Source organism: Xenorhabdus cabanillasii (assembly GCF_003386665.1).
Classification (GTDB): Bacteria; Pseudomonadota; Gammaproteobacteria; order Enterobacterales; family Enterobacteriaceae; genus Xenorhabdus; species Xenorhabdus cabanillasii.
In genome coordinates this window covers 3,005,850-3,031,935 of sequence record NZ_QTUB01000001.1, presented here as the reverse complement: position 1 = coordinate 3,031,935, position 26,086 = coordinate 3,005,850, and the positions used below count along the sequence as shown (strand labels likewise).

Annotated in this window: 19 protein-coding genes, 2 tRNA genes and 2 pseudogenes; 14 read left to right on the top strand and 9 right to left on the bottom strand. The window is 41.0% G+C overall.

Going from position 1 to position 26,086, the window contains the following annotated elements; genetic code table 11:
• Positions 1-7: 7 nt before the first annotated feature.
• Both BDD26_RS19775 and pdxY read right to left on the bottom strand, forming a co-directional pair.
• Positions 8-88 (bottom strand): annotated as a pseudogene (locus tag BDD26_RS19775) (IS5/IS1182 family transposase); the annotation flags it as partial.
• Positions 89-133: 45 nt separating this feature from the next.
• Positions 134-1,100: pseudogene (gene pdxY, locus BDD26_RS20275) on the bottom strand (pyridoxal kinase).
• A gap of 158 nt (positions 1,101-1,258) precedes the next feature.
• Between pdxY and gloA the strand changes: the two are divergent.
• Positions 1,259-1,666, top strand: a complete 408-nt coding sequence (gene gloA, locus BDD26_RS14185) for a lactoylglutathione lyase (RefSeq protein WP_038263654.1) — start codon at positions 1,259-1,261, stop codon at positions 1,664-1,666.
• A 125-nt stretch (positions 1,667-1,791) separates the two neighbouring features.
• A complete protein-coding gene (gene rnt, locus BDD26_RS14180) occupies positions 1,792-2,448 on the top strand; it encodes a ribonuclease T (RefSeq protein ID WP_038263657.1) in 657 nt (218 codons plus the stop codon).
• Positions 2,449-2,622: 174 nt separating this feature from the next.
• Here the strand turns inward: rnt and BDD26_RS14175 are convergent, their stop codons facing one another.
• A complete protein-coding gene (locus BDD26_RS14175; RefSeq protein ID WP_115826884.1) occupies positions 2,623-2,964 on the bottom strand; it encodes a Grx4 family monothiol glutaredoxin in 342 nt (113 codons plus the stop codon).
• 364 nt (positions 2,965-3,328) lie between these two features.
• Here BDD26_RS14175 and sodB point away from each other — a divergent pair, with 364 nt between their 5' ends.
• A complete protein-coding gene (gene sodB, locus BDD26_RS14170; protein WP_115826883.1) occupies positions 3,329-3,907 on the top strand; it encodes a superoxide dismutase [Fe] in 579 nt (192 codons plus the stop codon).
• 519 nt (positions 3,908-4,426) lie between these two features.
• A complete protein-coding gene (gene purR / locus BDD26_RS14165; RefSeq protein WP_038263667.1) occupies positions 4,427-5,452 on the top strand; it encodes an HTH-type transcriptional repressor PurR in 1,026 nt (341 codons plus the stop codon).
• Between the two features lie 3 nt (positions 5,453-5,455).
• Here purR and punR read toward each other — a convergent pair whose 3' ends face one another.
• Positions 5,456-6,364 (bottom strand): DNA-binding transcriptional activator PunR, encoded by a 909-nt coding sequence (gene punR, locus BDD26_RS14160; protein ID WP_115826882.1) that lies wholly within the window; start codon positions 6,362-6,364, stop codon positions 5,456-5,458.
• 123 nt (positions 6,365-6,487) lie between these two features.
• On the opposite strand from punR, the gene punC reads away from it, so the two are divergent.
• Entirely contained in the window at positions 6,488-7,645 is a 1,158-nt protein-coding gene (punC, locus tag BDD26_RS14155) for a purine nucleoside transporter PunC (protein ID WP_038263673.1), read from the top strand.
• Between the two features lie 340 nt (positions 7,646-7,985).
• A complete protein-coding gene (gene cfa / locus BDD26_RS14150; protein WP_115826881.1) occupies positions 7,986-9,137 on the top strand; it encodes a cyclopropane fatty acyl phospholipid synthase in 1,152 nt (383 codons plus the stop codon).
• Between the two features lie 97 nt (positions 9,138-9,234).
• On the opposite strand, the gene BDD26_RS14145 is transcribed toward cfa, so the two are convergent.
• Positions 9,235-9,876: a riboflavin synthase gene (locus tag BDD26_RS14145; protein WP_038263678.1), complete on the bottom strand. Its 642-nt coding sequence runs from the start codon at positions 9,874-9,876 to the stop codon at positions 9,235-9,237.
• Between the two features lie 240 nt (positions 9,877-10,116).
• On the opposite strand from BDD26_RS14145, the gene BDD26_RS14140 reads away from it, so the two are divergent.
• The 5 genes from BDD26_RS14140 (at position 10,117) to BDD26_RS14120 (ending at position 14,491) form a co-directional block, all read left to right on the top strand.
• Positions 10,117-11,490, top strand: coding sequence for an MATE family efflux transporter (locus tag BDD26_RS14140; RefSeq protein ID WP_038263681.1), 1,374 nt, complete (start codon positions 10,117-10,119; stop codon positions 11,488-11,490).
• A 159-nt stretch (positions 11,491-11,649) separates the two neighbouring features.
• Positions 11,650-11,726, top strand: a tRNA-Val gene (locus BDD26_RS14135).
• Positions 11,727-11,759: 33 nt separating this feature from the next.
• Positions 11,760-11,836, top strand: a tRNA-Val gene (locus BDD26_RS14130).
• Positions 11,837-12,353: 517 nt separating this feature from the next.
• Entirely contained in the window at positions 12,354-13,763 is a 1,410-nt protein-coding gene (gene pykF / locus BDD26_RS14125) for a pyruvate kinase PykF (RefSeq protein WP_038259520.1), read from the top strand.
• Between the two features lie 491 nt (positions 13,764-14,254).
• Positions 14,255-14,491 (top strand): major outer membrane lipoprotein, encoded by a 237-nt coding sequence (locus tag BDD26_RS14120; RefSeq protein WP_115826880.1) that lies wholly within the window; start codon positions 14,255-14,257, stop codon positions 14,489-14,491.
• A 73-nt stretch (positions 14,492-14,564) separates the two neighbouring features.
• Here the strand turns inward: BDD26_RS14120 and BDD26_RS14115 are convergent, their stop codons facing one another.
• The 3 genes from BDD26_RS14115 to ydiJ all read right to left on the bottom strand — a co-directional run bounded on the left by BDD26_RS14115 (position 14,565) and on the right by ydiJ (position 19,452).
• Positions 14,565-15,629, bottom strand: coding sequence for a L,D-transpeptidase family protein (locus BDD26_RS14115; RefSeq protein ID WP_115826879.1), 1,065 nt, complete (start codon positions 15,627-15,629; stop codon positions 14,565-14,567).
• 326 nt (positions 15,630-15,955) lie between these two features.
• Positions 15,956-16,369 carry a hotdog fold thioesterase gene (locus BDD26_RS14110; protein WP_038259517.1) on the bottom strand — a complete coding sequence of 138 codons (414 nt, stop codon included), beginning with the start codon at positions 16,367-16,369 and terminating at the stop codon, positions 15,956-15,958.
• The gene (ydiJ, locus tag BDD26_RS14105; RefSeq protein WP_115826878.1) at positions 16,366-19,452 is read right to left on the bottom strand and encodes a D-2-hydroxyglutarate dehydrogenase YdiJ; all 3,087 of its coding nucleotides are present in this window, start codon (positions 19,450-19,452) and stop codon (positions 16,366-16,368) included. Before ydiJ ends, BDD26_RS14110 begins: the two co-directional genes overlap by 4 nt.
• A gap of 206 nt (positions 19,453-19,658) precedes the next feature.
• On the opposite strand from ydiJ, the gene ydiK reads away from it, so the two are divergent.
• Positions 19,659-20,768: an AI-2E family transporter YdiK gene (gene ydiK, locus BDD26_RS14100; RefSeq protein ID WP_038259515.1), complete on the top strand. Its 1,110-nt coding sequence runs from the start codon at positions 19,659-19,661 to the stop codon at positions 20,766-20,768.
• A 461-nt stretch (positions 20,769-21,229) separates the two neighbouring features.
• On the opposite strand, the gene ppsA is transcribed toward ydiK, so the two are convergent.
• Positions 21,230-23,608 (bottom strand): phosphoenolpyruvate synthase, encoded by a 2,379-nt coding sequence (gene ppsA / locus BDD26_RS14095; protein ID WP_115826877.1) that lies wholly within the window; start codon positions 23,606-23,608, stop codon positions 21,230-21,232.
• A gap of 239 nt (positions 23,609-23,847) precedes the next feature.
• Here ppsA and ppsR point away from each other — a divergent pair, with 239 nt between their 5' ends.
• Complete coding sequence (gene ppsR, locus BDD26_RS14085) at positions 23,848-24,711, top strand: posphoenolpyruvate synthetase regulatory kinase/phosphorylase PpsR (protein ID WP_115826876.1); 864 nt, start codon at positions 23,848-23,850, stop codon at positions 24,709-24,711.
• Positions 24,712-24,878: 167 nt separating this feature from the next.
• On the top strand, positions 24,879-25,925 hold the full coding sequence (locus BDD26_RS14080) for a 3-deoxy-7-phosphoheptulonate synthase (RefSeq protein ID WP_115826875.1): 1,047 nt from the start codon (positions 24,879-24,881) through the stop codon (positions 25,923-25,925).
• Positions 25,926-26,086 lie beyond the last annotated feature (161 nt).

Below are 26,086 nucleotides of genomic sequence, written 5' to 3'. Positions count from 1 at the left end.
TTCTTCAATGCACGGGCAAACCGTAACTGTCTACAGCTAAATGAATATATGGACACTTTCCCTGACTCTTACCGATAGCTTCATTTTCCTTGAACTATGTTGATAAGCACGAACATACCGGTTGTTTTTATGCTTAATCAATTTGTACGGCTTTGAATTTATAGGTCGGGGTCACCATCTTGTCCTGAGTAGCAACAAGCTGTAACTCAAATTCCCCTCTTTTTTGCGTTTCCAGCATGACTTCATAAACTCCTGCGGTAACATGTTCCAACGCAGCCTGTAATACTGAATTTGTTAAAGACGGGCTTTTCAGCAGGTTAACGGGGAATAAGCCACTGGTTAAATCACCTATTCCAACAGGTTGACGTTCACCGGTATCGATCAGTGGCCGGCTGATATGCCAGCTATTTTCTTTAGTCACCAGTAACATTTCGAAATTATCTTTTCGGTATCCTGCACGACTGAGATGTTTAACTAAAACAATTTCAGGGCCTTTTTCACACAGTAAACGAGCTGCGGATATTGCTTGCTCTACGTCTTTGATTTCCCGCATAGTGAGTGTTTCAAGTTCCGGTAAATTAGGTGCAATGATGTCACTGACAGGTAACGCCTTTTCAGTGATGAGATGGATTTTTTGTGAAAGCGGATACGTTTCCCGGATTGCACCGAAAAACAGGACGACATTTTTCGCGTTAATCGTCGGATATTCACTGTGAGTTCAACTGGCCGATGCAACGCTATCCTTAAACAAAATGGGCTCATGCTGGCCACATTCAGCTTTCAGCGCGTTGTAGGTCTCAATAAACTGTTGCTGTTTATCTGCATCAAATTTACCGTCAGATACTCAATCAATTCGGTGGTTTGTTCGGCAAGCAAACGACTTTCAGAGCCGCCATTTTCAGGGGCGAGCTTTTCCCCGGAGAAATAATCCTTCAAATGGCGACTCACTGTACTTTCATGGATCCGTAAGGCTTGAGGGCTACCCAGCCTTCGGAAGCGAGAAGAACAGCTTTGATGCGATCACAAACTCGGCTATCGCGAGTCGTATCATGCATCAATTCGAGGGCTTTCTTTTGGTCTTCAGTCAGATGAATTTTCAGGGTTGTTAACATGAGCTAATGTGAGTGAAAAATCAAGCATCTTCAATTACGATGGGTATAGTTAATCAAACATATGCAGTCAGAACACAAAATTTCACCACTACGTCATTTCGCGATATCGCTATTTGATTATAAAACCATAAACTAAAGAGGTAATCATGCGTCTACTTCATACAATGATCCGTGTTGGCAACATGCAACGCTCGATTGATTTTTATACTAAAGTAATGGGCATGCGTCTACTTCGTACTAGTGAAAATCCAGAGTATAAATATTCCCTCGCTTTTGTAGGTTATGCCGATGAAAGTCAAGGTGCTGTTATCGAACTGACCTATAATTGGGGGGTTGAAAGCTACGAAATGGGAACAGCATTCGGTCATATCGCCTTAGGCGTTGATGATGTTTCCGCAACTTGTGAACGTATCAAACTTGCTGGCGGAAAAGTCACTCGTGAAGCAGGGCCAGTTAAAGGCGGAACAACTATTATTGCTTTTGTTGAAGATCCTGATGGCTATAAGATCGAGTTAATCGAAAATAAAAGTGCCACCAGTGCATTAGGGCACTAATTATTCCTCTCTACAAAAGGGCATCTTGCATGCCCTTCATTTCTCAACTGGATAGATATTACTTCTGCAAGACACCATAAATTTTGTCATAATATCGGCTATCCTGAAGTTAAGAACAAAATCAGATGTCTAATACAAAAGATCAAAATATACTAAGCGGACGTTTTCGTGGCTATTATCCTGTTGTCATTGATGTAGAAACTGCTGGTTTTAATGCACGGACAGATGCTTTACTCGAAATCGCTGCAATTACTTTAAAAATGGATGAAGAAGGTTGGCTGGCACCTGCTGATACGCTACATTTCCACATTGAACCGTTTGAAGGAGCCAACCTTGACCCGGCAGCTTTAGCATTTACAGGTATTGACCCTACTAACCCATTACGTGGAGCTGTCAGTGAATATACAGCGTTACATGCTATTTTCAAAATGATCCGCAAGGGCATGAAAGACAGTAATTGCAACCGTGCAATTATAGTTGCCCACAACGCCAGTTTTGATCACAATTTTGTCATGGCAGCAGCAGAACGCTCTGGTTTAAAACGCAATCCATTTCACCCTTTTGCCACTTTCGATACTGCCGCATTGAGTGGATTAGTGCTAGGCCAGACAATTCTGGCTAAAGCTTGTATTACGGCAGAAATACCTTTTGATAGCAATCAGGCACATAGTGCTCTGTATGATACAGACCGGACTGCCCTGCTTTTCTGCGAATTGGTTAATCGCTGGAAACGGCTTGGTGGTTGGCCGTTGGCTGTGCCAGATCCAGATAATGAAACCTGACAAAGTAAGAGCCTATCCCACCAGGCTCTTACTTTATAACTATATAACGATTATCACCCCATACCGGTTGCCACAACCTAAAATTGCCATGAAATATTACCGCCAATAAATATGATTATTAATATTAATTGTGTATGGGGCTTTGTTGATTCAAAACTTCACTGAGACAACGAATTACTTATTATCTTCCTGCTCACGGTATTTATCCGCAGTCTCTTTGAGCAGAACCTGTAATTCACCGCGTTGATACATTTCAATCAGAATGTCACATCCCCCAATTAACTCACCTTCAACCCAAAGCTGAGGGAATGTTGGCCAGTTCGCATATTTAGGCAACTCTGCGCGGATATCAGGGTTTTGCAGAATATCTACATAGGCAAAACGTTCACCACAAGCAGACAAAGCCTGAACTGCCTGAGCAGAAAAACCACAGCTTGGCAATTTTGGCGAACCTTTCATATACAGCAGGATTGGGTTTTCTTGAATCTGGCGTTCGATTTTCTCAATTGTCGTCATTTTTACTTCCTTAAACGGCAGGCGCTGTTTATCAGCATCAGAAAAGATTAATTCAGAATACCACTTTCTGATGCAGATTTGCTACCGTGAACATGCTCCTGCAAATTTTTTATTCTGAACAATAAGTTGTAACTAGTTGGTATTCTCATCCTTAATAAATATTAAAATCAGTAAAATTGGATGCTTCTACGTCAATTCGCCACTAAATAACATCATTTCTCCTGTTATTTAGCAGAAAAGTTGTTAAGATAATTACCAAACAAAATAGCAACATGATAATAAGCTAAAATTTGCTCTATCCATGATTAATAAACACAAGTCATGGTTTATAAAGCCAAAAACCCGATATTAAAAGGAGTATGCAATGTCTTTTGAATTACCAGCATTACCTTATGCTAAAGATGCCTTAGAACCCCACATCTCAGCAGAAACTCTGGAATATCATTACGGCAAACACCACAACACTTACGTTGTGAACCTGAATAATCTGATTAAAGATACCGAGTTTGCCGGAAAATCACTGGAAGAAATTATTAAATCCTCTGAAGGCGGTATCTTTAATAACGCAGCACAAGTCTGGAACCATACCTTCTACTGGCATAGTCTGTCACCAAATGGTGGTGGTGAACCAACTGGTAAAGTTGCAGAAGCTATCAATAATTCTTTCGGTTCTTTTGCTGAATTTAAACAGCAACTTACTGATGCAGCATTGAAAAACTTCGGTTCTGGCTGGACATGGCTGGTTAAGAAAGCCGACGGCAGTCTGGCTATCGTCAATACCTCCAACGCAGCAACTCCATTGGCTGGTGAAGATAAGCCTGTTCTGACTGTTGACGTTTGGGAACATGCCTATTACATCGATTACCGCAATGCACGCCCTCAATATCTGGAGCATTTCTGGGCTCTGGTTAACTGGAAATTTGTGGAAGAAAATCTGGCCTAATTAACCCGCCAGTTAAAATGACAAGGGTAAGTTTTTCCGATTCAACGCACTTAATTTCATTTATAAGTGCCCTTTAAGTAGTGAAAAACTTACCTTTAAAGTAAAACAGACAGCAATTCACCTTGATATTATTTCTCGACCTTGACTAGATCAAGCAAAGCACCCCCAGAAAAACAATCATGATTAATGCGCTACAGGCAGTCAATAATCCCAATTTCAGATCTGTATCCATAAGCCATCCTCACCATGAAAATTAAGACTCAGCAACACCATAAATTTTGATTGGCTATTTACCTCAGAGGTTAAAAACCACACTGTGGTATTTAATGCATATACTTTATAGCATCGATTACTACTTTCACTTTTGAGCTAGATCAGACAAAATCCAAGGTTTATCGCTAAATTATTGTCAGTTATCTTCCTATATATAAAATATAATACTGGCAAATGATTAACAAAGATCTATATCCAGATGAAGGGTATACAAATTTAGACCTAAGGTCAGGAGTCCTTTTTATCATGGCAACGATTAAAGATGTGGCTAAACACGCTGGTGTTTCAACCACAACCGTATCCCATGTTATCAATAAAACCCGTTTCGTCGCCGAAGATACAAAGGCCACAGTATGGGCTGCCATTAAGGAACTGAATTATTCCCCCAGTGCTGTTGCCCGTAGCTTAAAGGTTAATCACACCAAATCTATCGGACTACTGGCAACGTCAAGTGAAGCACCTTATTTTGCTGAAATCATCGAGTCTGTCGAAAATAGTTGTTATAGCAAAGGTTATACATTGATTTTATGTAATTCCCATAACAATCTCGACAAACAAAAAGCTTATCTCGCTATGCTGGCGCAAAAACGCGTCGATGGTTTACTGGTTATGTGTTCTGAATATCCCCAACAACTGTTGGGAATGCTGGAAGACTATCGCAACATTCCCATGGTGGTCATGGATTGGGGTGAGTCCAGAGGGGATTTCACTGATGCAATTATCGACAATGCCTTCCATGGTGGTTATTTGGCCGGTCGATATCTGATAGAACGTGGTCACCGTGATATTGCTGCTATTCCCGGACCATTGGCCAGAAATACCGGAGGCGGGCGTCATCAAGGTTTCCTTAAAGCGTTGAAAGAAGCAAATATCACTATTCGGGAAGAATGGATTGTTCAGGGGGATTTTGAGCCTGAATCCGGATATCAGGCGATGTATAAAATCTTAAGCCAAAAACATCGCCCTACGGCCGTGTTTTGTGGGGGAGATGTGATGGCAATGGGGGCGATCTGTGCTGCTGACGAGATGGGGTTACGCGTTCCACAAGATATTTCTGTCATTGGTTATGACAATATTCGCAATGCCCGTTATTTCACACCAGCACTGACAACGATTCATCAGCCTAAAGAGCGTCTGGGACAGATGGCTTTCTCCACGTTACTTGATAGGATTATCAATAAACGTGAAGATGCACAAACTATCGAAGTCCATCCGCGTCTTGTTGAGCGTCGCTCTGTTGTAGATGGCCCTTTCATTGATTATCGCCGTTAATGATTAATCCTCTTGTAGCCATTCAGCATTGAGTGTTGCACTATCTCCAAGATAATCAAGCAACCAGTTTAATGCAGGTGAATGGCTTTTTTGCGACCATGTCAGGCAACATGGGCTATCAGGTAATGGTTGCTCAAGTTCAAGCAAGCTGAGTTTTCCTTGACGAATAAGCGGCAAAGCACTATGTTTGGGCACCATTCCCACACACAGCCCATCCATCAGGCAAGCCAACCCCGCACTCCAGTCAGGGACAACTAACCGCCGTTGATTATCCAAAGCCCATGTATTACGCTTGGGCAAATTACGTGAAGTATCTTCAATGCACAAGCTAGGGTAAGCCCTCAATTGGTCATCATTTAATCTTTCTGTTATAGAGGTCAATTCATGCTCTGGACTGGCAACACACAGCCACGGCATGAACCCCATGTTCCTGAAACTATATCGTTCCCCGACCGGAGAGGCGCTAGTGGCACCAATAGCAACATCAACGCGCCCGTCCACCAGCGCATCCCATACCCCATTAAAAACTTCAGGATAAATAAATAACTCGATATCCGGAAAATGGCGGTAAAAATCCAGAATAAGCTGGCGTGTCCGTTCTGGTTTCACCACTTGATCAACAGCAATACTGAGCTGCCCACGCCAACCATTAGCCACTTGCTGACATTGATGACGAGTATGATACATTTTTTTGATAACAGAACGTGCTTCCTTTACAAAGATAGCCCCTGCCTCGGTTAATTCCACATCGCGATGACGACGTTTAAATAGGGGCACTGCCAACCATTCTTCAAGTTGTTTTATTGTATAACTGATGGCAGAAGGTACGCGATGAAGCTCTGATGCAGCTGCACTGAAACTTCCTGTTCTGGCTACAGCATCAACAACTTCCAGAGAATATTCAGACCACATATTTCTTCCTTTTAATTTTTTTCACAGCATTATGCAAATAATACCGTTTCACAACCAAAAATTACGCCATATAAAATAAACCTTATATTTTCTTATCAATTATCACATCGATTTATTGACACAATGACAACAAATAAAAATTCCAGGCCATTTATGTTTTATCTCGCTGGCCTAAGTATGCTTGGCTACTTAGCCATTGATATGTATCTGCCCGCTTTTGATGCTATGGCAAAAGACTTAGGTACATCAGAAGGGGCTGTTAGTGCAAGCCTCAGCGTTTTTCTTGCTGGTTTTGCTATTGCCCAGCTTTTATGGGGACAACTGTCTGATCGTCTGGGAAGAAAACCTGTTCTGCTTATCGGCTTGTCTCTGTTTTGTCTTAGCTGTTTAGGAATACTTTGGATAACAGATGCAACTCAATTACTTATTCTGAGATTTATTCAGGCTGTGGGTGTCTGTTCTGCTGCTGTTTCCTGGCAAGCTTTAGTCGTTGATAGATATGACGCAGAACGCACAAAACGCGTTTTTGCCATGATTATGCCGCTGGTCGCACTTTCCCCTGCCCTTGCTCCTTTACTCGGTGCATGGTTATTGTCACATACAGGTTGGAGAACTATTTTTCTTGTTTTAATGGCTGTAACACTGGCTCTGCTCGTACCAACATTTTTACTGTCCAGTAAACGCGCACCTATTGACACCAACCTTAATGAAAATAAAGTTTCTTTCTTCACCTTATTGAGGTCTTCAACCTTCAGCGGAAATGTGTTGATTTATGCTTCTTGTAGTGCTGGTTTTTTTGCCTGGCTAACAGGTTCACCAACGATTTTGATCAATATGGGTTATGATGCCACAGATATCGGCTTAAGCTATATTCCACAAACTTTAGCATTTATGCTCGGTGGATATGGTTGCCGCATTTTATTGGAAAAAGTCAAAAGTAAAACTATATTTCCAATTTTACTGACAGGCTATGCTGTAAGCATGGCACTCATCTATTTAATTGCCCTAATTTATCCTTCTTTCATGCTTATTCTTATTCCTTTTTGTTTTATGGCCGTCATGAATGGTGCTTCTTACCCTATTGCCGTAGCAAATGCACTTTCTGTTTATCCAAAAGACGGCGGTAAAGCGGCTGCATTACAAAATGCTTTACAATTGGGTCTTTGCTTTATTGCCAGCATGTTTGTTGCTATGTTCATGAAAGATCCTCTTCTGTCCACCACAACAGTAATGGTTTCGACTATTATCCCAATGATAATAGGTTATTACTTGCAAAAGTAAAAAAGTAAACAATAGTCATTAGTTATATATTAATAAATTACTCCTAAAGATAATAACTAAGAATGTTCTCATCTAAAGGCCATATCATAATATGGCCTTTAGATTATTGTTTAAATATTATTTCACTCATATACTCATACAGATTCATTATTCTAAAAAACTCGGAATTTGAGGTTTCTAAAGGCAATGAAGCTCTCTTTAATTTCAGGATGAATCGGCATCTATGCCTTTGAAACATTTTCTGCTTAATTTCAAGTCAATCCATTTTTGTTTTAGGATAATAAACAGCCTATCACAAAGATATACCTCAAAATTCCATCAAACAAATGTTGGAGAGTCTATGAGTTCATCTTTCGTTGAAGGAAAAAAAACAATTACTGACCAGTGGCATAGGATCGCCAATGACTTGCTTCAAGAAGCTGGTATTGAAATCAACGGTAAACGTCCTTTTGATATACAAGTCAAAAACCGTGATTTTTATAAAAGAGTGTTAAAACAAGGCTCTTTGGGATTGGGCGAAAGTTATATGGATGGTTGGTGGGATTGTGAACGTTTGGACATCTTCTTTTATAAAGTCTTAAAAGCGGGTCTGGAACACAGAATCCCTAAAAATATCAAAGATATCCTGAAGATTATTACCTCCCGCGTGTTTAATTTACAATCTCCCAAACGAGCTTGGATTGTGGGTGAAGAGCATTATGATTTAGGTAATGACCTGTTCACGCTCATGCTTGATCCCTACATGCAATATTCCTGTGGCTACTGGAAAGATGCAAATACTCTGGAAGAAGCTCAATCTAATAAGCTCCGGTTAATTTGCGAAAAACTACAGTTATCACCGGGCATGACTCTTTTGGATATCGGATGTGGATGGGGTGGACTAGCCGCCTATGCTGCCAAACACTATGATGCCTCCGTTACTGGTGTTACCATTTCTGTAGAGCAACAGAAATACGCTCAAGACCGCTGTAAAGATCTGGATGTTAAAATCATTCTCGAAGATTATCGTGACCTGAATCTCCAGTTTGACAGAGTTGTTTCCGTTGGCATGTTTGAACACGTTGGCCATAAAAATTACGCCAATTATTTCGATATAGTACGTAAAAACCTGAAACCTGATGGGCTTTTCTTACTTCATACTATTGGTTCCAATCGAGATAAAGTAAATGTCGATGCATGGATCAGCAAATATATTTTCCCTAATGGCCACTTACCATCAATTGCAAAGATCGCCAAAGCCAACACAGGCAAGTTCGTTATGGAAGATTGGCATAACTTTGGGGCTGATTATGATCGTACCCTGATGGCATGGTATGAACGTTTTATCGCGAACTGGAGTAAGATAGAAAATAACTATAGCCCTCGCTTCAAACGAATGTTCAGCTATTATCTGAATGCCTGCGCTGGCGCATTCCGTGCCAGAGATATTCAACTATGGCAAGTTATGTTCAGCCCGCATGGAATTGAAAATGGGCTGAGAGTTCCTCGATAATATTGTTTACAACAGCTTTCTAAGGCTGTTGAAAAGCTACAGTGAACACCTCTGTAGCTTTTTCATTAATATTCTTTATTAAGATAAGTAACGTTAACTACTCTTCCAATTGGGATAATACTCTTTGCTGTTCTTTTTGCGCCATGAGCCGTTCAACAGTATCTACAATTGCTTGTGTCTGTGGGTCAATTTCAATATTTACTTTTTGACCAATGCGTTTTTTACCGAGTGTCGTACGTTCCAATGTTTCTGGAATCAAATGAACACAGAAACGATTATTCACGACATCTCCAATTGTCAGGCTAATCCCATCAATACCAATAAAACCTTTATGCAGGATATATTTCATTAACTGCTTATCATAAACACGGAACCATATTTCATGGTTATTTTCCGAAGTAAAAATTTTAGCAATTTCAGCCGTTGTAATGACATGACCGGACATCAAATGCCCACCAATTTCATCACCAAATTTTGCTGCTCTTTCCAAATTCACTAAATCGCCAACCTTAAGCTCACCGAGATTAGTCAAACGCAGTGTCTCTTTCATCAAATCGAAACTAATCAAATCGCCATCTATTTTAGTGACAGTCAAACAACAGCCATTATGGGAAACGGAAGCTCCCGTTTCAATTTCAGGTAATAATTCAGCCGGAAATTTAACTACATGAGTCCGAAAGTGTGTTTTTTCTTCAATAGCAACTATAGGCGCTTTTCCCTGGACGATACCTGTAAACATGGGAAACCTCTTTCATCGTTTTGCATGATAAGTTAGTGTAACGCACTCATCTCTTTTAGACACTATTTCGGTTGAGAGTTATCTTCGATTAGGCATAAATATCGTGCAATGATTGGCTTAATAAAATGAGTTCTATACAATACTTGAGTTAACAAGAGATTACTTTTCAAACAACTTCGTTTGCTCACAGAAATGCTCCTTGTTCTTCTAATTAATTTTTAATCAAAAAAGGTGTAGTACGTGCAGAAATATTTAAATGAAGCGCGTAGTTTGCTCGCTCTGGGCATCCCCGTCATCATCGCTCAATTTTCACAAACTGCGATGGGTTTCGTAGATACAGTTATGGCCGGTAAAGCTGGCGCAATCGAGATGTCAGCAGTTGCTATCGGGACATCAATATGGCTGCCGGCGATTCTGTTTGGTCAAGGCTTGTTGATGGCCTTAACACCAATCGTTGCACATATGAATGGCTCAGGCCAGAGAAAAAATGTCGCCAGCCAAATCCAACAGGGTTTTTGGCTGGCAACGTTCCTCGCTATTTTCATTATTATAATATTGTATAACTGCCGCTTCATTATAGAAGCGCAACATAATGTGGATCCTATCCTGGCACAAAAAGCTGTAGATTTTATTCACGCTATTATGTGGGGAGCGCCTGGTTTCCTGTATTACCAAGTTTTACGCAGTCAGTGTGAAGGGCTGTCAAAAACCAAACCAGCAATGGTTATTGGTATCTTAGGATTATTGGTTAATATCCCCGTCAACTACATTTTTATTTACGGTAAATTCGGCGCACCGGAACTTGGTGGTGTAGGTTGTGGTGTTGCAACAGCAGCCGTTTACTGGGTAACGTTCCTGTTACTGCTTGCATATGTCAAACACTCACCTTCTCAGAAAGATATCCATACGTTTGACAATTTTGCCCGTCCTAACTGGTATACTCAAAAAAGCATTACTCTGCTTGGCTTACCCATCGCTCTGGCTATGTTCTTTGAGGTTACGTTATTTGCTGTTGTATCCCTACTGATCTCCCCTCTCGGCGTAATTGCCGTTGCAGGGCATCAAATTTCTCTCAATTTCAGTTCATTGATGTTTATGTTCCCATTGTCATTTGGCATAGCGGCAACTATCCGTGTAGGTTATAACCTTGGGCAGGAATCAACCGAAGGTGCCAAAATATCAGCTTATACCAGCCTTGTTGTTGGCTTGGCAATTGCCTGTATAACAGCAACCTTCACGATTCTATTCCGTGAACCAATTGCAACAATGTACAACAATAATTCTGAAGTTGTCGCTTTGGCATCTCATTTGATGCTGTTCACTGCTATCTATCAGCTTTCTGATTCAGTTCAGGTGATTGGTTCCGGGGTATTGCGCGGATATAAAGATACACGTTCCATTTTCTTTATTACTTTCATCGCATATTGGGGTTTCGGATTACCTAGTGGTTATATATTGGCATTGACCAACTATGTTACTGAACCGATGGGGCCACAAGGTTTCTGGATTGGGTTTATTATCGGATTAACTGTAGCTGCAATCATGATGGGCAGCCGGATTTGGTGGTTACAAAAGCAGCCTGACCATACTGTTCTGGCATATTCTACTCGTTAATTCAGTATATTAGATTATCATCCCAAGGGGAAAAGTTGTAAATTCACACTGATAGATGTAAATGCGAGCAATCGAACACGAATTTGCATTTTTCCCCTTGCCAGACAGCTCAGTGATCGTTAATATTCGTTCCCGTTGTCAGCCACGGAAATTTAGATTGCGTCCGTAGCTCAGTTGGTTAGAGCACCACCTTGACATGGTGGGGGTCGGTGGTTCGAGTCCACTCGGACGCACCAAATATCCGGTTGACAAAAAAATTCAGTTTATGTGCGTCCGTAGCTCAGTTGGTTAGAGCACCACCTTGACATGGTGGGGGTCGGTGGTTCGAGTCCACTCGGACGCACCATATCTTTATGGTTTTCTCTTATTTTTTACTTTTAACTCTCTTCATTTCTAATCTGGTTATCCCGTTTATTAATTGTCACAATTTGGTACTGGTATGTCCCATACTTATTCTCACGCCTAACCGAAATAACAACTATCCGATTCGATACTATTGCGCAACAACTTGCTGATTTTCCTAACTTGCACGTGAGTATTTTTTGTTCTTTTACATAAATCTTTTCGAGAACTATTTTTTTTAATTCATTTCACAGAAATTAGTCTCTATAATACGCATTGTCATAAGTTGAATGGTTTCAGCCAATTGATTTACCGAACTCAGAAAAAGTTACAAATGATTAATCGTTCCAAGTCCACATGTCCATACATGCCTGGCTTCATGAAAAACAACCATTTGACATTTTCTGCCACCCGTTTTCCATTATGTTGCGCAACTAACAATGCCAAATGATACTGGCTTATAATGTCAATGGTTGGTGATTCACTCTTTTTAATTCATAAAAACCAGTAGATAGATTGTCATGAAAAAAACCAAAATTGTTTGTACTATCGGACCAAAAACTGAATCCGAGGAAAAACTAACCGAACTGCTTAACTCAGGCATGAATGTTATGCGCCTGAATTTTTCTCACGGCGACTACGAAGAACATGGTCAACGCATTAAAAATCTTCGTGCAGTTACTGCAAAAACCGGTAAAAAGGCAGCTATCTTACTGGATACCAAAGGCCCTGAAATCCGAACCATGAAACTGGAAGGTGGTAATGATGTTTCTCTAACATCTGGTCAGACTTTCACCTTCACAACAGATCAATCCGTCATCGGTAATAAAGAATGTGTTGCCGTAACCTATTCAGGTTTACCAGCGGATTTATCTGTGGGTAATACAGTATTGGTTGACGATGGCCTGATTGCCATGACAGTAAAAGGTATCACCGAAACAGAAGTCATTTGTGAGGTGTTAAATAACGGTGACTTAGGTGAAAACAAAGGCGTCAATCTGCCAAATGTTTCTATCAACCTGCCTGCACTGGCAGGAAAAGACAAGCAAGACCTTATCTTTGGTTGTGAGCAAGGTGTCGATTTTATTGCAGCGTCTTTCATTCGTAAGCGTTCTGATGTTCTGGAAATCCGCGAACACTTAAAAGCCCACGGTGGCGAGCACATTCAAATTATTTCCAAAATTGAAAATCAGGAAGGCCTGAATAATTTTGATGAAATTCTGGAAGCTTCAGACGGCATCATGGTTGCCCGTGGTGATTTGGGTGTTGAGATCCCCGTAGAAGAAGTGATTTTTGCGCAAAAAATGATGATAGAAAAATGTAATTCTGCACGCAAAATTGTCATCACTGCAACTCAAATGCTGGATTCCATGATCAAAAATCCACGTCCTACTCGTGCTGAAGCAGGCGACGTTGCCAATGCAATCTTGGATGGTACTGACGCAGTGATGCTTTCCGGCGAAAGTGCTAAAGGGAAATACCCTGTTGAAGCCGTTTCCATTATGGCAACCATCTGTGAACGTACAGATCGTGTCATGGGTAGCCGAATCGAAAATACTAAAACTCAGAAGTTGCGAGTTACCGAAGCGGTTTGCCGTGGAGCGGTAGAAATTGCCGAAAAATTGGAATCACCTCTGATTGTTGTGGCGACTTATGGTGGTAAGTCTGCAAGATCTATCCGTAAATACTTCCCTAATGCTACTATCCTTGCACTGACTACCAATGAAATTACTGCTCGTCAGTTATTGCTGGTTAAAGGTGTCTCTACGCAAGTTGTCAAAGAAATTGCTTCTACTGATGATTTCTACCGTATTGGTAAAGAAGCTGCATTAGCCAGCGGTATGGCAAGCAAAGGAGATATAGTTGTGATGGTATCCGGTGCATTAGTACCAAGCGGTACAACAAATACTTCTTCTGTTCATGTACTGTAATTATTTTTGAACACAAGACAAGCTGCCCAATTAATGAGCAGCTTGTCAGGCAAAAATAATGCCTGCCTTTTAGCTACACCTCAATAATAAACAAACGTTCACATTGAAATAATCCAAAACACTGAGTATAAAAAACCTCCGTTTATTTTAAAATCATTTATACTAATACAGATCATAATAGCGTCTAATTTGCTTAATTTTCAGATACTGGTAGCTAATAATTTGACACAGAAGGGAAAATAGATAGTTCTGGTTTATTTCATTCAAGTGGTGAAAACTGGAAGATACATCACGTAATGTTTGAGATTTTTCTGATTTAATTACTCATCATATTACCGTTTTATTGCGATTATCTAAAAATTATTAACTTATTTTAGAATAAAAAACAGTAGAATTTGTTTATCCAGACAAAAATTTATTCTCTTTCCAAAAAAGTTTGTGTAATAATTAGATAGCTACTTGGGGATTAACTTAATCTAGAGGGTATTGTGATGAATCGTACTAAAGTTGTACTTGGCGCAGTAATTCTTGCTTCTACTATGTTAGCGGGTTGTACAAGCACGACTAAAGTTGACCAGCTTTCCTCTCAGATTCAAACTCTGGGTTCAAAAGTTGACCAACTGAGCAATGAGGTTAGTTCAGTGCGTTCTGATGTACAAACAGCTAGAGACGAAGCCGCTCGTGCAAATCAACGTCTTGACAACCAAGTTCGTTCCTACAAAAAATAAATTTGTAGCATATCCAAGAATGGCGTACTTTGGTAAGTACGCCATTCTTTATATTCTCAATTCACTGTTTCGGTCAGGATTTAGTCTGATAAATTGGAGCAGGCTGGCTCAACGGTGGTAATTTAATGGGCTGAATATTGAGAGTAACTTCTTCACGTTCTTCCGTCAACCTTCGGAGCTCTCTTCCCTTCTCACCGGACAAAATAGTTCCCTTATTGACTACCACAGGCATGCCAGAACGACGAATTATCTCCTGATCCACCAAGACAGCATTCGTATTATTATTCTCAATAAATTTTAATAGCCCTTCTGTACGCTTAATTGGTATTGTTTGAGGATCATCAGCATCTGTCTTTGAAAGTGGTTGATGAACCTCAACATAGCGTTTGCCATTTGGTTCTACCGCATATTTGATTGGTTCATTAATAATCTGCACACGGGTTCCCTTCGGAACGTTGTAAAATAGTGCCTCAATATCATCAGGACGCAAGCGGATACAACCCGAACTGACCCGCATACCAATACCAAAATTCGCATTAGTACCATGTATCAGATATTCTCCACGCCCTGCTGCCAAACGCAGAGCAAAATCACCCATCGGATTATCCGGGCCTGCGGGTATTACCGCTGGCAAGATAATACCGCGACTTGCATAATCTTTGCGGATATTAGCAGTAGGTGTCCATGTCGGATGTTTGATTAATTGGCTAACCGATGTCGTCATTGTTGGTGTATTGCGCCCAAGCTGCCCAATTCCAATTGGGTAAACAATGACATGATCCTTCTCTTTTGGATAATAATAGAGTCTCAGTTCAGCCAGGTTAATAACAATCCCCTGACGAGGGGCATTGGGAAGTAACATCTGTGACGGAATAATGAGTTTTGTACCGGGTTTGGGTAGATAAGGATCAACACCAGGATTGGCTTCCAACATAGCCAGCAAACCTATTTGGTATTTGGCGGCAATGGCTTCTAACGGGAGACCATCATCAGGTACGACATAGATGGAGTTCTCACCAATCAGGCGGCTGTTAGCTGGTGGCAATGGATATTCCACTCCATAAGCTAGATTAACTGCCCCACAGAACGACAACATGCCGATCAAGAAAGTACTGATAAAAGTCAAAAATCGCTTCATACACACTTCCTCAATGTTATTTGAATGCCGGTGGTTAATTAATAGCCTATTCTGGGAGACTATTCTATTCCCTTTGCCACAATCAAAGCTAAATTTGAACAGTATTCAGACTACAACGCATCTTACAACTGATGGCAACGTAATTACACCAGACTAACATATCAATAGTCAAAACCTGGCGTAAAACAGGCTATGTGTTATTTTCAGCCATATTCAGAATGAATTGGCTGAAATCAACCAAATAATCAGATAAACCCCAAAAGTTCCTGCCAACAAATATCAGCAGGAACTTAAACTAATCAACTTACGTTATAATATATTGAATATTAAGATAAAATAGCTGTAGTCAGGCGGGATGTACAACATAATTGCTGTTGTCCATTATAGATATCAATTTGCCAGACCTGATGAGTACGCCCAAGATGGATTGGTTTGCAGATCCCTTTAACTATTCCCCCGCGCACAGCTTTAATATGATTGGCATTAATTTCAACCCCCACAACTTTCTGTTCTCCTTCAGAACAGAGATAACCGGCAAAGGAGCCCAGAGTCTCAGCTAATACCACCGATGCTCCACCATGCAAGATACCAAATGGCTGTTTAGTTCGTTGGTCAACAGGCATTGTTCCCTCAATGAAATCATCTCCAAGTTGAGTGATTTCTATTCCCATATGATTCAAAATACAATCAATACCCAATTGATTTAACATGTTTACATCTGGATGACGTTTCCAAATCACTGCATTATCTCCAATAAAGCTTGTAATGGGTGTTTAAGTACTTTTCCTTCTATGCGCTTCACCTGACTACGGCATGAATATCCAGTACTGAGGCAATGTTCCAAAGCCAGATTATTCAGTACAGGCGCCCACGAAAGTCTGTAAATGCCAATAGAATTATCAAGGTTCTTTTTCTCATGACCATATGTGCCTGCCATACCACAACATCCCACATTGATGTTGTTTAACTTACAGCCAAAATGGTGAAAAATATCAATCCATTGTTTACCGCTATTAGGTAACGCTGTCACTTCTGTACAATGCCCCAATAAATACCAATCATGACCAGATGTTACCTCGTCACGTTTTCCTTTTGAGGCAATTTCCGGCAACACGTTCACCAGCCATTCATGAACCAGTTGAACGTTAAAATTCCCCCGCCGTTCACCCAGAATATCTTTGTATTCATCGCGATAACACAGAACCAAAGCAGGATCAACACCCACCATAGGAATATCCAGTTGTGCTACCCGTTTCAGGAAATCAGCCGTTTTCCCGGCAGTTCTGGCAAATTTATTTAAAAATCCTTTAACGTGTTGTGCTTTTCCATTCGGAGAAAATGGTAACAATACTGGCTGATATCCTAGCTTCTCGATCAGCCGCACAAAATCAGTGACAACTTTTGCATCGTGATAACTGGTGAAAGGATCCTGGACGATAAGTACATGCTGCTTACGTTGGATTGTAGATAACATTTCGAGCTGTTCTAATGTCGTCCGGGCTGCATAATGACTTGCGAGTTGCTGCTGTAATGTCGGATAGGAAAGCTGTGGCAAATCAACCATACCAATAGTATGTTGACTGAGTTTTTGCAGCCATGGCTGCCGCAAGAAGAAGTTAAATATCCGGGGAGCCTTTGCCATTAACGGGGTACTGCTTTCTACATTGGCAACAATATGATCACGCAACGGACGTAAATAACGGCTGTGGTACAGAGCCAAAAACCGGGAACGAAATGATGGTACATCAATCTTAATCGGGCATTGTGTTGAACAAGCTTTACATGCCAGACAACCCGACATCGCCTCTTTTACTTCATGGGAAAAATCATACTCTCCCCGCCATGCTTTCCAGCTATAACGCGTTTTTTCAATCAATCCACGCAAACTTACTCCATGTAAACCGGATCGGGCCTGATCAAATCCTTGTTCTAATAACTTAGGTTCAACGCCTTGCTCCGTTAGAAGCCGCAACCACTCCCTGACAAGGGTTGCTCTACCTTTAGGCGAATGAATGCGATGCTGGCTGATTTTCATTGAAGGGCACATCGGGCTTTTTACATCAAAGTTGAAACACAAACCATTACCATTACATTCCATTGCCCCACGGAATATGTTTCGGACATTAACAGGAATAATTCTGTCATAAGTGCCACGCTTAGCGGCATCGACCTGCATCATCGGGGCGTCAATTCCCATTGGCGGACAAATTTTTCCCGGATTCAACCTGTTGAGTGGATCAAATGCCGCTTTTACCTGACGTAATTCATCGTACAGGATTTCGCCAAAAAAAGCCGGACTGTACTCTGCCCGAAAACCTTTGCCATGCTCTCCCCATAACAACCCGCCATATTTAGCTGTCAAGCGGACTATATCATCGGAAATCTGCTTCATAAGAATTTCCTGCTGAGGATCACACATATCCAATGCAGGCCGGACATGCAAAACTCCAGCATCCACATGACCAAACATACCATAATCAAGTTGATGGCTATCAAGAAGCTGGCGAAATTCGACAATATAATCAGCAAGATGTTCAGGAGGTACACAAGTGTCTTCAACAAACGGGATAGGTTTAGCTGCACCTTTACTGTTACCCAACAATCCGACAGATTTTTTCCGCATGGCATAAATGCGTTCAATATCATCCAAATGGTGGCAAGTCTGGTAACCGATAACACCTGCCTGATTGTTTGCCATCAATTCATCAAGGCGCAAGCAGAGAGCGTTAACCTGTTGATCAATTTGCTGCTCATTGTCTCCGCTGAATTCAACGATATTCAAGCCTTGCATATCCCTGTCCGGAACATCAGCAATCAATTCTTTTACTGAATGCCAAATAATATCTTCACGTGCGAGGTTAAGAACTTTTGAGTCTACCGTTTCAACAGAAAGCGCTTTGGCTTCAACCATAAACGGAGCATTACGCAGGGCTGAATCGAAAGAATCATATTTTACATTCACGAGCCGTCTGGCTTTCGGTAATGGTGTAATATCTAATGTTGCTTCGGTAATAAAAGCCAGAGTGCCTTCAGATCCCGTTAATATGCGCGTCAGGTCAAATGTTTGCATATCATCACTATAAACATGACGCAAATCATAACCTGTCAGAAATCGATTGAGTTTCGGGAACTTCTCAACAATTAATTCCCGTTGTTCACGACAACGCTCAAGTACCGTTTTATAGACATGGCCGATAACAGATTTCTCTTCTGCAATCGATTCTGCCAGTGTTGTACTCATAGGGCGGGTATCAAGCATTTCTCCCCCCAGTAAAACAGCACGGACACCAAGTACGTGATCCGACGTTTTACCATACACCAACGATCCTTGACCGGATGCATCAGTATTGATCATACCGCCTAATGTGGCGCGATTACTGGTTGATAGTTCAGGAGAGAAAAAATAACCGAAAGGTTTTAGATATTGGTTGAGTTGATCCTTAATAACACCGGCTTCAACTTTAACCCACCCTTGTTCTGGATTAATTTCCAGAATCCTTTTCATATACCGGGACATATCTACAACAATACCCTCGTTGAGGGCCTGGCCATTCGTACCAGTTCCCCCACCTCTGGGTGTGAATGTCAGAGAATGGAAGCGTTCTTCTCCTGCAATCCTCGCCAACAATGCAACATCGGCACTGGAACGCGGAAAGATAACCGCTTGTGGTAACAACTGATAAATACTATTATCTGTCGCCATAGTCAGTCTGTCTGCGTAATTGCTGGCAGTATCACCTGTAAAACCAGTTTCCTTCAATACAGTCAAATATTCCTTTACCAGTTCACTGACTTGGGGGGCTTGTGGTATACGTGGGATCATTGGCTCATTGCCCCTTTTTCTAATAAGTGTCCACATTGCTTTATTTATATACTACCTTAATAGTCAATTCAGACAGGGATCTGAACAGACGGTTTTTCAACAATATCACAATATTTAACAATTTTGAGCAATCTGTGAAATAACGTTATATTTATTTACCATTGTTGATTCTAACAATATTTTTAATTGCCGAGAGAAATCATTTCATGGAAAAATCGCAACCACGCCACGATTTACCCAAACTGCTATTTGTACTGTTCTTCATTTTACTACTCATTACGACCAGCTTTTGGGTTTTGAGTCCATTTATTTTAGGGTTCATCTGGTCAGGAATGGTGGTTATCGCAACTTGGCCGCTAATGGAAAAAATACAACAACATTTATGGGGAAAACGCTGGATCGCGGTTTCCATCATGACACTAATATTGATTTTATTATTTGTTATTCCTATTGCCTTACTGGTTAGCAGCCTGCTGGAAAACAGCACTCCACTAATTTCATGGGCAAAATCTCCATCCAATATACACCTGCCTCAATTGGAATGGCTCAATAAAATCCCGATCATTGGCAATGACTTATATATTAAATGGCAAGACACCATTGCTGAAGGCAGTAACATGCTTCTGGCCAAAATTCCGCCTTATATTGGTAAAGCAGCAACATGGTTTTTTGCTCAGGCCGCCAATGCAGGCCGTTTTCTGTTCCACCTGGCACTCATGGTACTGTTCAGTGTCCTGCTTTATTGGAAAGGTGAACACGTTATGCTAGGCATTCGCCATTTCGCTATCCGACTGGCGGGTAAACGTGGTGATGCAGTTGTACTACTGGCTGCTCGTTCCATTCGTGCTGTTGCTTTAGGTGTGGTTGTTACAGCACTCGTACAGGCTATCGCTGGTGGAATTGGGTTAGCAATCGCAGGTATTCCTTATGCAATGATCCTAACAGTCATAATGTTTGTACTCTGTGTTGCTCAATTAGGCCCTTTACTCGTCCTTATCCCATCCATTGTTTGGCTTTATTGGACAGGAGAAACGACCTGGGGAACTATTTTAGTTGTCTGGAGTTTAATTCTGGTCACAATGGATGGTGTTCTTCGTCCTTTCCTTATTCGTCTTGGTGCCGATTTACCTATGGTTTTAATTCTCACCGGTGTTATCGGAGGTATACTTTCACTGGGTGTGATTGGATTATTTATCGGCCCGGTGGTATTAGCTGTCTCTTATAGCTTGCTGCTGGCCTGGATGGATGAAGTTCCTAAACCCGAAAATAAAATAGAACATATAGAACAATATTTCAAAAAAGACCCTCTACAATAATAAATGATAGCGCGGAATATGATTTTTCCGCGCAACTATCATTAAAGTAAATAGATAATCTCGTTTCTATAAAAAATAGAAATTCATCCCGCCAGTAAATAAATTCTTCAAGAACTTGTTACAAAAAAGTTATTTTTTAATTTTGTTTTCTTAATTCTGATTTATTAAGAGAATTCTTAATGAATAAACTCACTTATTAAATTAGTATTCTTTTCATCGAAACAATGTTTCCCGTGAATTGCTGTCTTAGTTTGTAAACGCCACAAACTGGGATAAGTGAAGTAATATATATTGCTGTGTGTAGTCTTTGCCTGTCAGCCCATGATAGGCTTTTTTTTTGGAAAAATTCCATTTATTCTATATAATATATCGCCCATATTAAAAAAGATCATGTTATAAAGAATAAAAAGCCTGAGAATACTTTTAACAGGCTTTTTAATTCATGCCTGGATAAGCTGTAATTAACTATTTCTTGCTAAAGAAAGCCAGGTTTTTACAACGGTATCAGGATTCAATGATAAACTGTCAATCCCTTCTTTCATTAGCCACTCAGCGAAATCTTCATGATCAGAAGGCCCCTGACCACAAATACCGACATATTTTCCTTGTCGCTTAGCTGCCTGAATTGCCATAGAAAGTAATTGTTTCACTGCATCATTACGTTCATCAAATAATTCAGATACGACACCCGAATCACGATCTAGTCCTAATGCTAATTGAGTCATATCATTTGAACCGATAGAAAAACCATCAAAATACTCAAGGAATTGTTCTGCTAATAATGCATTTGATGGAATTTCACACATCATAATGACTTTCAACCCATCCTCACCACGTTTCAAACCCTGTAATGCCAATTCTGAAATTACAGCTTCGGCCTGTGCTACTGTACGTACAAATGGGATCATCACTTCGACGTTAGTTAACCCCATAACATTACGCACCCGTTTGACCGCTTCACATTCCAGAGCAAAACATTGACGGAAATTGTCAGAAACATAGCGACCAGCACCACGGAAACCAAGCATCGGGTTTTCTTCGTGTGGTTCGTATAAATCACCGCCAACTAAATTCGCATACTCATTAGATTTGAAGTCAGATAAACGTACAATAACACGCTTAGGCCAAAATGCCGCCGCCAACGTCGCAATACCTTCCGTCAGACGTCCGACATAAAACTCAACAGGATCATCATAGCCTGCCATTAATGATTTAATCTGTTCCTGTAGTTCAGGGGATTGTTCAGAAAACTCAATCAGGGCACGGGGATGCACACCAATCATACGGTTTATAATGAATTCCAAACGTGCCAGACCTACACCTTCATTCGGCAGGCAGGCAAAGTCAAACGCCCGATCCGGATTGCCCACATTCATCATGATCTTAACATCCAACTTTGGCAGCTCATCAACCTGAGAACTTTGAATGCTGAAATCCAGTTTATTCTGATAAACGAAACCGGTATCCCCTTCAGAGCAAGAAACAGTCACCTGCTCACCTTCTTTTAAGCGTTCTGTCGCGTCACCACAACCCACTACCGCAGGAATACCCAATTCACGAGCAATAATAGCAGCATGACAAGTACGGCCTCCACGATTGGTAACAATCGCTGCCGCTTTTTTCATGATTGGTTCCCAATCTGGATCGGTCATATCTGTTACCAACACATCCCCTACCTGGATACGATCCATTTCGCTGAGATTGTGGATAACTTTAACCATACCGACACCGATTTTGTGCCCAATCGCACGACCTTCCACCAGCACACGGCTCTGTTCATTCAGTTGATAACGTTCCATCACCTGCTGATTTGAGCGGACTGTCTCAGGACGTGCCTGTACAATATACAGCTTGCCATTGTGCCCGTCTTTCACCCACTCAATATCCATCGGACGACCATAATGTTTTTCAATCAGTAATGCTTGCCCTGCCAGTGTTTCAACTTCACTGTCAGTAAGAGAGAAACGATTGCGTAACTCCTCAGAGACATCTTCTGTACGTACCTGCTGACCATGCTCTTTGTTGTCTGCATAGACCATACGTATTTTTTTAGAGCCCAAATTACGACGGACGATCGCAGGGCGGTTATTTTTTAATGTAGGTTTATGGACATAAAACTCATCAGGGTTCACAGCTCCCTGCACAACCATTTCACCCAAACCATAGGCAGATGTAATAAACACGACTTGATCAAAACCAGACTCAGTATCAATCGTAAACATCACACCCGATGATGCCAGATCAGAACGCACCATACGCTGTACCCCGGCTGATAATGCAACACCACGGTGGTCATAGCCCTGATGGACACGGTAGGAGATGGCCCGATCGTTGAAGAGAGATGCAAAAACATGTTTAATGGCAATCATCACGGCATCAATGCCCTGCACATTTAAAAAAGTCTCTTGCTGCCCGGCAAAAGAAGCATCCGGCATATCTTCAGCAGTCGCAGAGGAGCGGACAGCGAAAGAAGCATCCGGCTCACCTTCAGACAATTGCAAATAAGCATCGCGGATATCTTTCTCCAGTTGCGCCGTAAATGGTGTATCAATCACCCACTGGCGGATCTGTACGCCAGCCTTAGCTAATTGATTAACATCATCAACATTAACTTCATCCAGTAATTGATAAATACGCTGGTTAACACCGCTTTGTTCCAGAAAATCATTAAATGCTTGTGCAGTCGTAGCGAAACCATTGGGGACAGATACACCAAGGTCAGCCAGATTAGTGATCATTTCGCCAAGAGAGGCGTTTTTACCACCGACCCGACTAACATCATCCATGCCTAATTGGTTATACCAAAGCACATTACATGGGGTAAGGCCATTATTGGACATTGAAACTATCCTTTTTATATTCGGAGGTACAACTCGGAAAATTAAAACTATTTTTACAGCAAGAAATAGCCTAGCACAATGTCTTGCTGCATATGGAAAGGTGAATCGATCAACCCAACAATATTATTTTTTTACACGTATAATCTGGAACGTTATCGATAGCTGTAATTTGTAATAAAAACGATTCAGCTAATATTTTGATAACTCCCTATAAACTCAACAATATAAAGAAAAGCACAATGATAGAGATCCAACTTCCTCAGATTCAGGACAATGAAATTCTGGAACGCAGTGTATTTTTCATTTCCGATGGTACAGCAATTACGGCAGAAGTTTTGGGTCATGCTGTATTGTCCCAATTCCCGATTACTATCACGTCTTATACCTTACCCTTTGTAACCAACAAAATAAGAGCAGAAGAAATCAGGAACCAGATAAATACCATCTATCAGGCAACACAAATCAGGCCATTAGTTTTTTATTCCATCATTTCCAGTGAAGTTAAAAATATTATCACCAGCAGTAAAGGTTTTTGCCTGGATATTGTCCAGACTCTCGTAGCACCATTACAGCAAGAAATCGGACTGGAACCTAAACCTGAATTACACCGTACCCATGGTTTATCTGAAAAAAATCTGAGTCAATATGATGCCCGTATCGCAGCCATTGATTACACCCTCGCACACGATGATGGTATTTCATTACGCAATCTCGATCAGGCTCAGGTGATTATTCTGGGTGTTTCCCGCTGTGGAAAAACACCCACCAGCCTCTATCTTGCCATGCAATTCGGCATTCAAGCCGCAAACTATCCTTTCACTGCTGATGATATGGATAATCTGCAATTGCCTGCCGATCTAAAACCTTTCCAGCAGAAACTGTTCGGATTGACAATAAGCCCGGAAAGACTGGCCGCTATCCGGGAAGAACGGAGAGAAAATAGTCGTTATGCTTCATTACGGCAATGTCGGATAGAAATTACTGAGGTTGAAGCCCTATTCCGCAAAAACAAAATTAATTACTTAAATACCACCAATTATTCTGTCGAAGAGATTTCAACCAAAATTATTGACAGTATGGGATTGAAACGGCGCATGTTCTGATCCCGGAAATACCAGCACATCTCAGAATATCGTTACAATCTTATATTCACGATTTCTCATGTAATTGTAATTATTGTTTGTTGAATTTGCTGGAAGTTGAGTTATTGTAATTTCAATTACAATTACGCCAGACTGCGCCTCAAGAGAAGTAGAATTCGAGAAAATATATGCACAAAACAGATGAGTTAAGAACCCACCCAATTGACAGATTAATAACACCTAAAACACTTTCTGAGCTATATCCTATATCAGAAAAAACTTTGCAAAATGTGACGGTATCACGCAGACGTATTGAAGCTATTATTACAGGCAACGACCAACGTTTGCTGGTCATCATTGGGCCCTGCTCTATTCATGATGTTGATGCCGCCCTTGATTATGCCTCGCGTCTGCACGTATTGCGTAAAAAATATCAGCACAGTCTGGAAATCGTAATGCGAACCTACTTCGAAAAACCTCGTACTGTTGTTGGCTGGAAGGGGTTAATTTCAGACCCTATGTTGGATGGCTCCTGTCAGGTCAATAAAGGGATTTCACTCGCCCGTAAGTTATTAATTGATATTAATGAGTTGGGAATGCCCACTGCCACAGAATTTTTGGATATGGTCATCGGGCAATATATTGCAGATTTAATTAGCTGGGGAGCAATCGGTGCAAGAACAACAGAAAGCCAAATCCACCGGGAAATGGCCTCTGCACTGTCATGTCCGGTCGGATTTAAAAATGGTACTGACGGTAATATTCATATTGCTATTGATGCAATACGGGCATCACGTGCCGGACATATGTTCTTGTCACCCGATAAAAATGGACAGATGACCATCTATCAGACCAGCGGAAATCCTTATGGGCATATCATTATGCGTGGTGGAAAAAAACCGAATTACAGTGCTGAAGATATTACAGCAGTTTGTCAGAAATTACGCGAATTCAACCTGCCAGAACACTTGATCGTAGATTGCAGTCATGGAAACTGTCAGAAAGTTCACCGCCGACAACTGGATATAGCCAGAAATATCAGCCAACAGATCCAGTCTGGTTCAACGGCTATTGCGGGTGTCATGGCAGAAAGTTTTTTAGTCGAAGGTTCTCAAAAAATCATGCAGGGAGAACCTCTGACCTACGGACAATCTATTACTGACCCATGCCTTAGCTGGCAAGATACCGAACAATTCCTTAATATTCTGGCTGAAGCAGTTGAAAGTCGGTTCTGAATATCGTTTTTATTGGCTTCTGTTCACGTGGAAATAGGAGCCAGTTCCCTTTCGAAAAATCATACAAAACCAATCTATTGAGTCAGTTATACCTACATAAAAAAATAACTTGAAGTTAATCAACACAGAAACGATAATTATTCTCAATACTAGAATAATTA

What these genes read in the sequence shown, in the direction of transcription:
- gloA (WP_038263654.1), top strand. Translation starts at nt 1,259, where the DNA reads ATGCGTCTACTTCATACAATGATCCGTGTTGGCAACATGCAACGCTCG.
- rnt (WP_038263657.1), top strand. Translation starts at nt 1,792, where the DNA reads ATGTCTAATACAAAAGATCAAAATATACTAAGCGGACGTTTTCGTGGC.
- BDD26_RS14175 (WP_115826884.1), bottom strand. Translation starts at nt 2,964, where the DNA reads ATGACGACAATTGAGAAAATCGAACGCCAGATTCAAGAAAACCCAATC.
- sodB (WP_115826883.1), top strand. Translation starts at nt 3,329, where the DNA reads ATGTCTTTTGAATTACCAGCATTACCTTATGCTAAAGATGCCTTAGAA.
- purR (WP_038263667.1), top strand. Translation starts at nt 4,427, where the DNA reads ATGGCAACGATTAAAGATGTGGCTAAACACGCTGGTGTTTCAACCACA.
- punR (WP_115826882.1), bottom strand. Translation starts at nt 6,364, where the DNA reads ATGTGGTCTGAATATTCTCTGGAAGTTGTTGATGCTGTAGCCAGAACA.
- punC (WP_038263673.1), top strand. Translation starts at nt 6,488, where the DNA reads ATGACAACAAATAAAAATTCCAGGCCATTTATGTTTTATCTCGCTGGC.
- cfa (WP_115826881.1), top strand. Translation starts at nt 7,986, where the DNA reads ATGAGTTCATCTTTCGTTGAAGGAAAAAAAACAATTACTGACCAGTGG.
- BDD26_RS14145 (WP_038263678.1), bottom strand. Translation starts at nt 9,876, where the DNA reads ATGTTTACAGGTATCGTCCAGGGAAAAGCGCCTATAGTTGCTATTGAA.
- pykF (WP_038259520.1), top strand. Translation starts at nt 12,354, where the DNA reads ATGAAAAAAACCAAAATTGTTTGTACTATCGGACCAAAAACTGAATCC.
- BDD26_RS14120 (WP_115826880.1), top strand. Translation starts at nt 14,255, where the DNA reads ATGAATCGTACTAAAGTTGTACTTGGCGCAGTAATTCTTGCTTCTACT.
- BDD26_RS14115 (WP_115826879.1), bottom strand. Translation starts at nt 15,629, where the DNA reads ATGAAGCGATTTTTGACTTTTATCAGTACTTTCTTGATCGGCATGTTG.
- ydiJ (WP_115826878.1), bottom strand. Translation starts at nt 19,452, where the DNA reads ATGATCCCACGTATACCACAAGCCCCCCAAGTCAGTGAACTGGTAAAG.
- ydiK (WP_038259515.1), top strand. Translation starts at nt 19,659, where the DNA reads ATGGAAAAATCGCAACCACGCCACGATTTACCCAAACTGCTATTTGTA.
- ppsA (WP_115826877.1), bottom strand. Translation starts at nt 23,608, where the DNA reads ATGTCCAATAATGGCCTTACCCCATGTAATGTGCTTTGGTATAACCAA.
- ppsR (WP_115826876.1), top strand. Translation starts at nt 23,848, where the DNA reads ATGATAGAGATCCAACTTCCTCAGATTCAGGACAATGAAATTCTGGAA.
- BDD26_RS14080 (WP_115826875.1), top strand. Translation starts at nt 24,879, where the DNA reads ATGCACAAAACAGATGAGTTAAGAACCCACCCAATTGACAGATTAATA.